Here is a 13,107-nt window from a genome sequence, read left to right on the forward strand (position 1 = left end):
TCGCACGCTACACGAGGCGTGACGGCGGCGCACGACCACAAATCGGGCATATTCCGGTGCTCCACCGACCGCCCGCCCATTGGCGGTGATCGCTGCGGTATGCATGCGGACATGACACCTGCCCCGGCCCGGCCGGAAGCCCGGAGAGCCACGGTCCGCCGGGTACGCCCCGAGGACGCCGCCCGGATGCGGGCGCTGCGGCTGGAGATGCTCGCGGACGCGCCGCTGGCGTTCCTGGAGACCGTCGCCCAGGCCGCCGCCCGCCCGCACGCCGACTACGCGGCCCGGATCGCGTCGGTCTCCCGGGGTGACCACACCGCGCAGTTCGTCGCCGACCCCGGTGGCCGGCTGGTCGGCCACGCCGGCGGCATCGCCTCCCCCGACGAGCCGGGCCTGACCGTCGTCTACGCCGTCTACGTGACCCCCACCTGGCGGGGCAGCGGCCTGCTCGCCGACCTGATCGACGGGGTTGCCGCCTGGTCCCGCGCGGCCGGCCGCCCGGAACTGCTGCTCGAGGTGGTGGTCGGCAACGACCGCGCCTACCGCGCCTACCAGCGGCTGGGCTTCACCGACACCGGCGTACGCGTGCCGCACCCCACCGTCCCCGCCATGCGCGAACTCCAGATGCGCCGCCCCGCCTGACCCCCACCGAAGACATCACGCAGGACAGCACCCCGACGAGCCACACCCCGCTGGAGGCAGTGCCCCGCCCGCCCCGCCCCAGGGACAGGGAACATCACGCAGGGCAGCACCCCGATGAGCCACCCCCCCGGTCCCGGCACCGACGCCCGAAGCGCACCCCGCACGGGTTTCCGGGGGAGCCCGCCCGCGGAAGGATCAAGCCTGACCGCCTGGAGCGGGCGGGCTCCCCCGGAAACCCCGACCTGGACCAAAGGCGAAAACCTAGACGTGCCGCCGGCTCTGCACGATCCGGAACCGGTTCGCCACGTACGCCCCGTCGGTCAACGCGGCGTTCGCGGCCGGGTTGGCGCCGCTGCCGTGGAAGTCCGAGAACGCGGCCGACTGGTTCACGAAGACCCCGCCGGTCAGGTTGCAGGACAGGTGCACGCCGACGTCGACCGCGGCGGCCTCGGTCGCGTCCAGCACGGCCTCGTCGGTGGAGTAGACGGCGGCGGTCAGGGCGCCCTTCTCCCCCACCGTCGCGCGCATGATCTCCAGGCTGTGCGCGGTGGAGTCGGTGGCGATGACGAAGGAGATCGGCCCGAACCACTCGCGGCCGTAGGTCGCCGTGTCGTCGGCGGCCAGCTTCACGATGGTCGGCGTCCGCACCACCGCGCCGGGCAGCGCCGGGTGCTCGACGGTACGCGACTCCAGCACCGGCTCGCCGACCTTGGTCACCTCGTCGAGCCGCTCCAGCACCCCGTCGTTAACGATGGCGCCGGTCAGCTCGACCCCGCGCGCCGGGTCGGCGGTGAGCTTGCCGACCGTGCCGGCGATGCCGGCGGCCACCTCGTCGAAGCTCTTGTGCCCCTGGTCGGTCTCGATGCCGCCGGCCGGGATGAGGATGTTCTGCGAGGTGGTGCACATCTGGCCGCTGTACAGGGTCAGCGTGAAGCCGAGGTTGCGGCACATCCCGGCGAAGTCGTCGGTGGAGTCGACCACCACCGTGTTCAGGCCGGCCTTCTCGGTGTAGACGGCCGCCTGCCGGGCGTTCGCCTCCAGCCAGTCGCCGTACTCGGTGGAGCCGGTGAAGTCGACGATCTTCACGGCGGGGTGCAGCGCCAGGGTGGAGGCGAGCTTCTCGCCCGGCCCCTCGGAGGCGAGCAGCACCAGGTTGGGGTCAAAGCCGGCCTCGGCCAGCACCTCGCGGGCGTACCGGACGGTGATGGCCAGCGGCAGCACCGCGCGCGGGTGCGGCTTGACGACCACCGGGTTGCCGGTGACCAGCGAGGCGAAGAGCCCCGGGTACGAGTTCCAGGTGGGGAAGGTGTTGCAGCCGATCACCAGCGCCACGCCCCGGGGCACCACGTGGAACGTCTTGGTCATCCGCAGCGGGTCGCCCTTGCCGGCCGCCTTCTCCCAGCCGGCCGTCCCCGGGTGCCGGGTCATCTCGGCGTACCCGTAGGCGAGCGCCTCCAGCGCGCGGTCCAGCGCGTGCGCGCCGCCGGCCTGGAAGGCCATCACGAACGCCTGGCCGCTGGTGAACTGCACCGCGTTGGCGAGCTCGAAGATGTGCTTGTGCAGCCGGTCGAGGATCTCCAGGCAGACGCCCACCCGGGCCTGCGGGCCGGCGTCGCGCCAGGCCGGCAGGGCGGCCGAGGCGGCGGCGACCAGCTCGTCGGCGCCGGCGTGCGGGTAGCGCACGTTCAGCTCCAGCCCGAACGGGCTGGTCTCGGTGGCGACCCGGTCGCCCGAGCCGGGCTGGTCGAGGGGGAAGTCGCCGTTCAGGTACGCCTCGAAGGCGGCCTTGCCGTCGGCGGCGGCGGTCTCGCCGTACACCCGGGGGCTGGGTGACTCGGGATAGGCGGACCAGTATCCCCGCTCCGTGATGGCGGTCAGCGCCCGGTTCAGGGTGTCGGCGTGCCTGTCGTACAGGGGGTGCGGGGTCTCCGTCATGCCCGCCATCATGCAACAGGTTGGTCCCAGATCAGTAGAGCAGTGTCACAAGTCAGATCGTCACCCGCCGCTCGGTCCGGCCGCCCGGCGGCCGGTACCCGTCCGGCGCGGGATTGACCCGGCGGGTGCCGGGTAACCGCGCGGCCGGCGGGCGGAGGGGGCGACGGCGGGTGCGGACGACCGAGATCCGGGTGCACGGGGTCGCCGACACGGGCCCGGAGACGGTGCTGGACCGGCCGGTGATGACCCGGGTGGCGGGCGACCGCGACGCCGCCTTTTACCGGGTCCGCCCCGGCTTCGGGGACCCGGCCGGCCCGAGCGGCGCGACGCTGGAGGCGTACCGGTGGAGCGGCCTGACCGGCGGCACCGCGATCCGGACGTTCTCGCTGGTCCTGCTCCTGCCGTTCGTCCTGGGCAACATCGCGGTCTGGATGCTGCCGCCGCGCCGCGGGGCGGAGGCGGTCGGCAAGGCGCTGTGCCGGCTGCTGGCCGCCACCCTCACCGCGATGTACGTGCTCGCCGCGGTCGGCCTGGCGCTGGACCTGCTGGCATGGCAGTGCGCGGCGTACCCCCGGTGCATGGAGGGCCGTCGGGAGGTCTCCTGGCTGGCGGGTCTGCCGCCGGGCCAACGGTTGGCCGTGCTGTCCGTGCTGCCGATCGCCGCGGTGGCCCTGGTGCGCCGGCTCGGCGCGCGCACCTGGCAGCTGCCGGAGAACACCGTCGCCATCCGGCAGGCCGCGGGGGCCGAGCGGCTCGACTCGCCCGCCTTCTGGGACAACCGGGCGCTGCTGCGGCGGCTGGGCTCGCTGCACGTGGCGGTCGCCCTGGGCACCCTCGACCTGGCCCTGCTCACCGTCCTCGCCCCGCACGACCGGCAGTCGGCTGGATACGCCCTGCTGGCGGCCGCCGTCGCCCTGCTCGTCACGGCCCTGGCGCTGCTCTGCGTGCCGGGAGTCGGCCGGTCGATCACGACGAACGGGCGGCCGTGGCCGACCGGGGTCGCCGGATGGTGCGCGGTGGCGCTGACCGCGCTCACCGTGGGGTACGCCGCCCTGCCCCGCGGGCCGTGGACCGCCGAGGGTGGGCTGCCTGGCTACGACGTCCTGGTCGCCGGGCTCTTCGCCGGTCAGATGGCGCTGCTGCTGGTGCTGGCCGGGTTGATCCTGATCCGCCGCCGGCACGGCACCCCGGCCCTGCTGGGTGGGCTGGGCGCGCCGGTGCTGGTGTTGGTCGCGATCGGGGTGGCGGTCGCCTTCTCGTCCGGGCCGAGCTACGCGCTGGCCGAGTACCTGGACCGGGGCTCCAGTCCGACCCCGGCCCGGCCGCTGCCGCCCGGCGCGCCGCCGCTGTCCCCGCCGGTCGCGTACCGCTGGGCTCTGCTGGGCTTCTCGGTGGCGCTGGTGCTCGCGGTGGTGGTGCTGGTGGTCGGCAGCCGCTACGGGCGCGACCGGCGGCGGCGGATGGCGGAGGAGGTCGTGCGCCGCGACTACCCGGAGGCGGCCCGGGTGCCGCCGGAACGGGTCCGCGCCGTCCGGGACCGGGTCGCCCGGGCCGGGGCCGCCGACCGCTTCGGTCCGCTGCTGCCGGCGGCTTACGCGGTGCTGGCGGTGCTGACCCTCGGCGCGGCCGGGCTGTCGATCCTGCACCAGGGGCCGGGCATGGTGGCGCTGCGGCTCGGCGGGTTGTCCCTGGCCCGGCCGGTGGACTTCGTGACCGACCTGGGCGGCCTGCTGATCACCCTGTTCGCGCTGGCGCTCGCCGCGGCCGGGTTGTTCGCCTACCGGTCCAGCGCGATCCGGCTGGTCGGTGTGCTCTGGGAACTGGCCACGTTCTGGCCCCGCGCGGCCCACCCGTTCTCCGCGCCCTGCTACGCCGAGCGGGCCGTCCCGGACCTGACCCGCCGGATCGCCCACCTGACCGCGGGCGGGGACGGGGTGGTGCTCTCGGGGCAGAGCCACGGCAGCGTGCTGGCCGTGGCCACCGTCCTGAAACTCCCCGCCGCCAGCCGGTCGCGGGTGGCGCTGCTGACCTACGGCTCCCCGCTGGGCCGGCTCTACAGCCGGGCGTTCCCCGCCCACCTCGGACCGGACGTGCTGGGCGAGGTGGGCGAGCGGCTGGACTGGCGCTGGGTCAACCTGTGGCGCCTGACCGATCCGATCGGCGGCTGGGTCTTCACCCCCGGTCCTGTCCGGCCCGAGGACCCCGCGACCCGGGTGGACCGGCGGGTGCGCGACCCGGTGGGCCTGTCCATCCCGCCCGGGGACACCGTCCCGCCGCCGATCGGCGGGCACCGGTTCACCCCCGACGACGACCTGCACCGGGCCGTCAGGGACCTGGTGGAGCGGCTGGGCCGGTGATCCCGGCGGTCAGAGCGTCAGTTGCCACTCCGTCGAGGCGTCGACCGGCCGGAAGCCGAGCTGCTCGTTGATCCGGATCATGTGCTCGTTCTCCGCCGCGTTGAAGGTGTCGATCGCGCGCAGCGCCGGCTCGTACGCCAGGGCGTGCCCCAGATTCTCGATCTTGGCGAGCAGGCCGAGCCGGTGACCGCGGTGGGCCGGGTCCACGATGGTGATCTGCTGCCACGCGTGCCAGTCCGCGCTGGCGCCGAGGCTGAGCATGCTCCAGGCGACCAACCGGCCGGAGCCCTCGTCGACCGCCGCGACGTGGTAGCGGCGGCTGCCCCGGAGGTCGAGCGCCCGCTCGGTGCCCCGGATCCGGTCCGCGTCGACCCGCTCCTGCTCCCACTCCAGGTCGCCCAGGGGCGCGTCGGTCATCAGCCGGCCCTCCAGGTAGGCGACGTCGTCGACGTACTCCTCGGGGGTGGTCTGCTGCCAGCGGACCGTGCGGTAACCGGCGGCCGCGCTCCGGGCGCCGGCCAGCAGGGTGTCCAACCCGGTCCGGTCGAGCGTGGTGGTGTCCAGCCGGCGGCGTACCGCCGCCAGCGCGGGGCGGGCGCCGACCGCCGCGGCGAAGGCCTCCCCGGCGGGGTCGCGCGCCGGGCCGCCGGGCAGGGCCGAGACGACCTCCCCCACCACCCGCTTGCGCCCCGCGTCGCGCAGCAGCCGCACCCCGTGCTCGTGCAGCGCCCGGCCGACGCCCCGCCGCCGGTACGCCGGATGCACCACCAGCTCGGCGACGGCGTTGTCGGTGTTGTCCAGTTGCGGCAGCTCGAGGCGGAGCCAGCCGGCCGGCACCCCGTCGAGCCGGGCCAGCGCCCAGTGCACGACGAGGCCCGGCATCGGGTGCCGGACCAGCGCCTCGAAGCGCCGCCGGCAGTACGGCGGAAGGTCCGGCCCGTCCGCGTCGGTGACCGCCGCCCCGACCCGGTACGCCTCGTCGACGGCGGTCTGGTCGCCCGGCTCCAGCGCCGTGATGGAGATGCCCATGCCGGTGAGCCTGCGGCCCGGAAAGCGAACGGGCCAGCGAATTTCTTCGCTGGCCCGCTCGGACGTTGGTCGGGAGGGACGTCCACACAACGCCTCCGGCGTTGGGTCGTAAGAACTCAAAGTCTCCGGCGGATCGCCCTCCCGCACGGAGCATCTTGCGCCCGTCCGGTTCCTGCCGTCAAGTCCTTGTCGGCGGGTTTTCCACACTCACAGCGAAAAGCCAGTTACCCGGCGGATCGATCCGATCCCCCGTCCGGGCGATCCGCCCATCCCCCGCCCGGCCGACCCCCGCCCCGCTCCGGCTGCGCCGGTGCCGCCCGCCGCCCCCGTTTGCGGCGTTTCGCGGTGTCCCGGCGGCGGGAGGCCGCGACACGCCGCAAACGGGGGTCGCTCAAGCGGGTCGATCAAGCGGACCGACGGGCGGGGGCGTCAGGCGAGGAGGCCGGCGTCGCGGGCGGCGCGCAGCGAGGGCTTGATCCGGTGGGTCGGGCCGACCTGGCCGGCGACCGCGTCGATGGTCTTCAGGCCCTCGCCGGTGTTGAACACGACGGTCTCCGCGGTCGGGTCGAGCCGGCCGGACTCGACCAGCTTGCGCAGCACCGCCACGGTCACCCCGCCGGCCGTCTCGGCGAACACCCCGGTGGTCCGGGCGAGCAGCCGGATGCCGGCCCGGATCTCCTCGTCGTCCACGTACTCCATCCAGCCGCCGGTGCGGCGCACCGCCTCCAGCGCGTAGAGGCCGGCGGCCGGGTCGCCGATGTTGAGCGACTTGGCGATGCCGGTCGGCTTGACCGGGACGATGGTGTCGCTCTCGCCGTGCAGCGCGACCGCGATCGGGTTGCAGCCGGCGGACTGGGCGCCGAAGACCTTCCAGCCACCGGCCGGCGCCTCGACCAGGCCGATCTCGACCAGCTCGGAGAACGCCTTGTCGATCTTGGTGAGCAGCTCGCCGCTGGCCATCGGGATGACCACCTGGGCCGGGATCCGCCAGCCGAGCTGCTCGGCCACCTCGTAGCCGAGGGTCTTGGAACCCTCCGCGTAGTACGGGCGGACGTTGACGTTGACGAACGCGGTGTCCTCGAACTCGTCGGTCTCCACCAGCTCGCCGCAGAGCCGGTTCACGTCGTCGTACGACCCGTCGATGGCGACCAGCTCGCCGCCGTAGACGGCGGTGGTGACCACCTTGCCCTGCTCCAGGTCGCCGGGGATGAAGACCACCGAGGGCACACCGGCCCGGGCCGCGTGGGCGGCCACCGAGTTGGCCAGGTTGCCGGTGGAGGCGCAGGCGAACCGGGTGAAGCCGAGCGCCCGGGCGGCGGTCAGCGCCACCGAGACCACCCGGTCCTTGAACGAGTGGGTCGGGTTGGCGCTGTCGTCCTTGACCCAGAGCGGCGCGGTGATGCCCAGCTCGGCGGCCAGGTGCGGGGCGGCGACCAGCGGGGTCAGCCCCGGGTCGAGCGTCACCCGGGTGGCCGGGTCCTGGCCGGCGGGGAGCAGGGCGGCGTACCGCCAGATGTTCTGCGGGCCGGCCTCGATCCGCTCCCGGGTGACGGCGGCCAGGGCGGCGGTGTCGTAGTCGACCTCCAGCGGCCCGAAACACTCGTAGCAGGCGTGCTGGGCGGCGAGCGGGTAGCGCGCGGAACAGGCACGGCAGACCAGGGCGCGGGCCGGGCTGGCGGTGGTGTCGATGCCGGGGGCGGCGGGAAGCGTCGACGTCATGTCGAGAGTCCTCTCATCTTTCCCCGCATCGCACCCTGCGGCGGGGACGGAATTGGCACCTGCCCGCGTCCGCTCGTCATCGAGCGTGCGGGTGGTTGCCGGGGCGTCGTCGGGCCGTATCCCTCAGCCCCTCTGGATGAGGTATGCAGTTGTGCCACCGAGTCTAGGAGCTCCGCGACCCGAACCCGACCCGGGTTCCCACGCTGTGAGCCACCCACCCGAGAACCGCGCCCCGCCGCCTTGGACGCGGAGGCCGTGATTGGCGGGGGGTCAGTACGGTGCGGGCGATCCCGTCGAGAGAGGAACCCTCCGCCCATGCGCCGGACCCTGCCGAGCTTCGCGGCCGTCACGCTGGTCTGCCTGCTCACCGCGTGCGGAGGTGATACCGGGACGACCGACACCGCGTCCACCACCGTCACCCCGTCCGCGGACGCGTCCACCGCCGCGGCTCCGGCCGCCATCGCGCCCAGCGCCACGCCGATCACGGCGGCACCGGTCGCGCCCGCTGCGGCGGAGACCCTGACGGCGAAGCCGAAGCCGCCCGCCGCCCCCGCACTGACCTGCAAGCAGCTCGCCGGTGCGCACGTCGGCAGCGCCAAGGTGCCCTACAACGGCTACCCGGACTACCTGCCGCTGACCGAGGGCCGGTGGTCCGGCGAGGACGGCGCGACCGTGCTGTTGCAGAAGCCGTGCGGCGTCGGCGACCTCGACGGGGACGGGGCGGCCGACGCGGTCGGCGTGGTCGCGCTGAACGGCGGGGGCAGCGGCACCTTCTTCACGGTGCTCGTCTGGCGCAACAGCGGCGGCAAGCCGGCCTTCCGGGCGCTGGCCGATCTCGGTGACCGCACCCCGGTCCTGTCGGTCAAGGTGGCCGGGCAGCGGGCCACCGTCGTCTGGCTGACCCGCAGCGACGGCAAGAGCATGGCCGAGCTGAACATCAGGCGCACGTCGACGTACAAGCTCTCGGGCACGACGCTGGCCGAGGTGGGCCACACCGACGCGCCGTACACGCCCTGACCGGGTCGCCGCCGGAGCCGTACGGATCGGCTCCGGCGGCGGGTGGGCGGTGGGTCAGGCGGGTACGGAGTTCCGGCCCGCCGGCGCCGGGGTGGCCACGCCGGCGCGGCGTCGACCGATCAGGCGGTCGAGCGCCCAGCTGCCCGGCCCGAGGATGACCACCAGGGCGAACGCCCAGCAGAACAGGGCGGCGAGCTCGCCGCCGTTGCGTATCGGCAACAGCCCGTCCGGCTGATGCACGACGAAGTAGGCGTACGCCATCGAGCCGGAGGCGAGCAGCGCGGCGGGCCGGGTGAGGAGCCCGACCAGTACCAGCGCGCCGCAGACCGCCTGGATCAGCGCCGCCCACCAACCCGGCCACTGCCCCACGGGCAGGGACTCGCCTGTGCCGCGGGCGCCACCGAGCACGCCGAAGAGCGAGGACAGGCCGTGGCAGAGGAACAGCAGGCCGATGACCATACGGAAGAGGGACAGGGCGGGTCCGTTGAGCCGGTCGAGATTCATCTCGCTACCTCCGGGTGAGTGGAACGGTGCACCCAGAATCAGGCAGGAAATATCGGACGTTATGAACGTTCTGTTAAGGAACGCGTCGTCCGTGGGAGTTAACGCTCAGTTCGCCCCGAAGTCAGCTCGTGACGTCCTTTCGGGTGAACCGCCAGAAGGCCAGCCCCCAGAACAGCGTCGCGTAGCTCACCGCCGAGATCGCACCCCGCACCACGTCGTCGGCCTGCACCGGAGTGGAGAGCAGGCCGAGCCAGGCGGTGCTGTAGTGCGTCGGCAGGAAGTCGCGCAGCCCGCCGAGGGCGGTGATCTGGTCCAGGATGCTGGAGAGGATCCAGAGCAGCACCGCACCGCCGACCGCGCCGAGCGCGGCGTCCGTGGTCACCGACAGCAGGAAGGCCAACCCGGCCACCACCAGCAGGACGACCGCCAGGTAGCCGAGCACCGCCAGCAGCCGCAGCAGCCCGTCGGTCGGCGCCAGTTCCGCGGCGACCTGGCTGCGCAGCGGCTCCCAGCCGTACCGCAGCGTGCCGGCGAGCAGGGCGGTGCCGGCCAGCAGCAGCAGGGCCAGCGCCGAGTACGCGAGCGCGACCAGCAGCTTCACCGCGAGCAACCGGGACCGGGGCACCGGCACCGCCAGCAGGTAGCGCAGGCTGCCCCAGCTCGCCTCGCTGGCCACGGTGTCCCCGCAGAACAGGGCCACCACCACGACCAGCAGGAACGACGCCGAGACGAAGATCGAGAAGAGGGTGAAGTTGAGCCCGCCCGAGGTGGCCAGGTCGACCAGGCTGCCGAACTCGTTGCGCCCGTTGTCGTCGTCGCCGCCGGAGTCGAACTGGAAGGCGATCAGGATGATCAGCGGCAGCAGCACCATGAACCCCAGCGCCAGCTGGGTCCGCCGCCGCGACGCCTGCCGGCGGAACTCGGCCGCGAACGGCAGGGTCGCCGACGGCCGGTAGCCGGCGGCCGCCCCGCCCGGGCCGACCCGGCCGGCGTCGGCCGGACCCGCCGTGTCGATGGATGAGCCCGCCATCACCGGTCCCCGCTTCCCCGAGAGTTCTCGCCCACCAGGGCGAGGAACGCGTCCTCCAGGCGGCGCCGCGGCACCACCCGGTCCACCCCGATCCCGGCCCGGACCAGCTCCGCCACCACCTCGCTGCGCGCGGTGCCATTGGTGTCGACCACCAGGCCGCCGTCACCGTCGGGCAGCACCCGGACCCCCTCCAGGCGGTCCAGCACGACCCGCGCGGCGGCCGGGTCGGTCACGTCGAAGAGCACGCTCGGCGAATCGCCGACGATCTCCTCGACCGGCCCGGAGGCGACGATCCGGCCCTTGTTGACCACCACCGCGTGGGTGCAGGTCTGCTCCACCTCGGCGAGCAGGTGGCTGGAGACCAGCACCGCCCGGCCGTCGGTGGCGTACCGCTGGAGCACCCGGCGCATCTCGGCGATCTGCGGCGGGTCGAGCCCGTCGGTCGGCTCGTCCAGCACCAGCAGCTGCGGCAGGCCGAGCATCGCCTGCGCGATGGCCAGCCGCTGCTTCATGCCGTGGCTGTAGTTCCTGATCCGCCGGTGCACCGAGTCGCCCAGGCCGGCGATCTCCAGCGCCTCGTCGAAGTGCGCGTCGGCCGCCGGCCGCCCGGTGGCCCGCCAGTACGCCCTCAGGTTCTCCAGCCCGGACAGGTGCGGCAGGAAGCCGGGCCCCTCGACCAGCGCGCCGATCCGGGACAGCACCGGCGAGCCCGGCACCAGCCGGTGCCCGAAGACGTAGATCTCCCCGGCGGTGGGCTGGGTCAGCCCCATCAGCACCCGCAGGGTGGTGGTCTTGCCCGCGCCGTTCGGCCCGAGCAGGCCGACCACCTGGCCGGGGTGCACCTCGAAGTCCACGTTGGAGACGGCGACGAAGCCATCGGCGTACTCCTTGCGGAGCTGCCGGACGGCGAGCGGGACGCCCGCGTACTCGGGGTGGATCGACTTGTCCTGGCGGCGGTGCCGGCGGCGGGCGACGGCGACGACCACGGCGAGCCCGACCGCGATGGCGGCGAGCAGCCCCACCAGCACCCAGCGCCAGACGGTGGCGGTGGTGGGGATCGGTTCGGCGTCGACCGTCGGCAGGCTGACCGGGGCGTCGCCCGCCGCCACCGTGTAGACGGTCGGCTCGGCGGGCGTGGTGTACGCCTGGTCGGAGGTGGCGACCACGACCCGCAGCCGGTGCCCGGCCTCGATCCGGCGGACGATCGCCGGCAGCGTGACGGTGACCGGCCGCGCGCCGTCGAGGCTCTTGGGCAGGCCGGTCAGCCGCACCGGGGCGACCAGTCCGTCGGGGAGCGTCGCGGCGCCGTTCGGGTCGACGTCGTAGAGCTTGACGAAGAGCACCGCCGCACCGGTCGGCGAGGCCGCCCGGAGCGTGAAGGTGGGTGACCCGGCGACGTCCACCGCGTCGGCCAGCGGGGCCGACTCGAACCGGGCGTGCTGGCCGGGAACGTCGCCGGCCACCCCGCCGAGCAGCGAGCCGAGCGCGCCGGCGAAGGGCACCGAGGAGATCGCCGCCGGGTTGCCGTTCGGCGGGTTGGCGATCGGCTGGGCCGGGCCGGTGACGGCGATCTCGCGCCGGGCGTCCCCGGCGACGCCCGGGTAGTCGGCGGTGCGGTAACCGGTGGCCACCAGCCCCCGGTCGAGGGCGTCGAAGCCGGCGATCCGGGAGAAGGTGAAGCCGTCGCCGGGAGCCGCCCCCTCGCCCTTGACGTAGTGGTCGAGCCACTGCGCGGTCAGGAACTTCACCCGGTCGGAGTCGCTGGTCGGCCCGGTGCCGCCGTCGTGGCCGCCGGTGAACCAGGCCACCCGCACCGGGGTGCCGGCGGCGGCGATGCCGCGCGCGTTGGCGTCCGCCTCGATCAGCGGGAAGAGGGTGTCCGCCTCGCCCTGCACCAGCAGGGTCGGCGCCTTGATCCGGTCGAGGACGCCGGCCGGGGAGGAGCGGCGCAGCAGGTCCACCGCCGCCTGGTCGGCCCGCCCGGTGGTGGCGATCCGCAGGTACGCGGCGCAGACGTCGGCGGCGAACCGGCCGCAGGACGGGTCGGCGGCCGGTGCGGGGCCGGACCGCGGACCGGTGCCCGGTCCCGCACCCGGCGCCGGGCTCGCCGGTCCGGCGGAGGCGGGAGCGCCCTCCGGCTGGGCGGCCGAGGTGCCGGAGAGCCCGGCCGGCCCCGAGCCCGCGTTGCCGCCGCCGCCGAAGAAGATCCCGGCCCAGCCCTTCTTGAACACGCCGTCGGTCGCCGGCCGGCCGGTGCTCTCCGGGAGGAAGGCCCGGGAGAGGTCGTTCCAGGTGATCATCGGGACGATCGCGTCGACCCGCTGGTCCTGGGCGGCCAGCAGCAGGGCCAGGCCGCCGCCGTACGAGCCGCCGACCACGCCCACCCGGGGGTCGCCGGCGGCGTCGGTGCGGATCTCCGGTCGCTCCGCGAGCCGGTCCAGCAGCCGCTGGGCGTCCCGGATCTCGTAGTCGGGGTGGTCCAGGTGGATCTCGCCGCCGCTGCGGCCGAAGCCACGCGCGGTCCAGGTCAGCACGGCGTAGCCGCGGGTGACCAGGTCCTCCGCGTCGGACCGGACCGAGTCCTTCGTACCGCCGAAGCCGTGCGCCAGCAGCACCGCCGGCACCCTCCGGTCGGCCGAGGCGTCGTCGGGCAGCCAGAGCGTGGTGTCCAGTTCGACCGGCTGGTCGCCGGCCGGTCCGGATCGGACGGTGACCAGGGCGGACTCGGTACGGAAGCCGGGCCGGTCCGGTCGGGCCGCCCAGACGGCGGCGGCGACCAGCAGCACGACGACCACCGACGCGACCGCGACCCGGCGACGGCTGGCCAGGACGCGCCGCAGCCACGCGGCCGACAGCGGTGATCTCATGCGGCTC

Annotated in this window: 9 protein-coding genes and 1 riboswitch; of the genes, 3 read left to right on the top strand and 6 right to left on the bottom strand. The window is 74.4% G+C overall.

Translation table 11 applies throughout. The features are described 5' to 3' along the window. The first annotated feature begins 111 nt into the window (after nucleotides 1-111). Nucleotides 112-642, top strand: a complete 531-nt coding sequence (locus tag ACTWM8_RS28415; protein ID WP_446211612.1) for an N-acetyltransferase family protein — start codon at nucleotides 112-114, stop codon at nucleotides 640-642. Between the two features lie 261 nt (nucleotides 643-903). Here the strand turns inward: ACTWM8_RS28415 and paaN are convergent, their stop codons facing one another. Further along, a complete protein-coding gene (paaN, locus tag ACTWM8_RS28420) occupies nucleotides 904-2,577 on the bottom strand; it encodes a phenylacetic acid degradation protein PaaN (RefSeq protein ID WP_446211613.1) in 1,674 nt (557 codons plus the stop codon). A 170-nt stretch (nucleotides 2,578-2,747) separates the two neighbouring features. Between paaN and ACTWM8_RS28425 the strand changes: the two genes are divergently transcribed. Further along, entirely contained in the window at nucleotides 2,748-4,934 is a 2,187-nt protein-coding gene (locus ACTWM8_RS28425; RefSeq protein ID WP_446211614.1) for a hypothetical protein, read from the top strand. Nucleotides 4,935-4,943: 9 nt separating this feature from the next. Here ACTWM8_RS28425 and ACTWM8_RS28430 read toward each other — a convergent pair whose 3' ends face one another. Beyond that, the gene (locus ACTWM8_RS28430) at nucleotides 4,944-5,963 is read right to left on the bottom strand and encodes an N-acetyltransferase family protein (RefSeq protein WP_446211615.1); all 1,020 of its coding nucleotides are present in this window, start codon (nucleotides 5,961-5,963) and stop codon (nucleotides 4,944-4,946) included. A gap of 429 nt (nucleotides 5,964-6,392) precedes the next feature. Further along, nucleotides 6,393-7,682: a threonine synthase gene (thrC, locus tag ACTWM8_RS28435; RefSeq protein ID WP_446211616.1), complete on the bottom strand. Its 1,290-nt coding sequence runs from the start codon at nucleotides 7,680-7,682 to the stop codon at nucleotides 6,393-6,395. A gap of 10 nt (nucleotides 7,683-7,692) precedes the next feature. Next, nucleotides 7,693-7,825, bottom strand: a riboswitch (SAM riboswitch). A 172-nt stretch (nucleotides 7,826-7,997) separates the two neighbouring features. On the opposite strand from thrC, the gene ACTWM8_RS28440 reads away from it, so the two are divergent. After that, nucleotides 7,998-8,699: a hypothetical protein gene (locus ACTWM8_RS28440; protein WP_446211617.1), complete on the top strand. Its 702-nt coding sequence runs from the start codon at nucleotides 7,998-8,000 to the stop codon at nucleotides 8,697-8,699. Nucleotides 8,700-8,753: 54 nt separating this feature from the next. On the opposite strand, the gene ACTWM8_RS28445 is transcribed toward ACTWM8_RS28440, so the two are convergent. The 3 genes from ACTWM8_RS28445 to ACTWM8_RS28455 form a co-directional block, all read right to left on the bottom strand. Continuing rightward, nucleotides 8,754-9,203 carry a DoxX family protein gene (locus ACTWM8_RS28445; protein ID WP_446211618.1) on the bottom strand — a complete coding sequence of 150 codons (450 nt, stop codon included), beginning with the start codon at nucleotides 9,201-9,203 and terminating at the stop codon, nucleotides 8,754-8,756. Between the two features lie 121 nt (nucleotides 9,204-9,324). Next, nucleotides 9,325-10,233: an ABC transporter permease gene (locus tag ACTWM8_RS28450; protein ID WP_446211619.1), complete on the bottom strand. Its 909-nt coding sequence runs from the start codon at nucleotides 10,231-10,233 to the stop codon at nucleotides 9,325-9,327. After that, nucleotides 10,233-13,100, bottom strand: coding sequence for an alpha/beta fold hydrolase (locus ACTWM8_RS28455; RefSeq protein ID WP_446211620.1), 2,868 nt, complete (start codon nucleotides 13,098-13,100; stop codon nucleotides 10,233-10,235). Before ACTWM8_RS28455 ends, ACTWM8_RS28450 begins: the two co-directional genes overlap by 1 nt. Nucleotides 13,101-13,107 lie beyond the last annotated feature (7 nt).

The organism is Micromonospora sp. IBSANI012, from assembly GCF_052814045.1.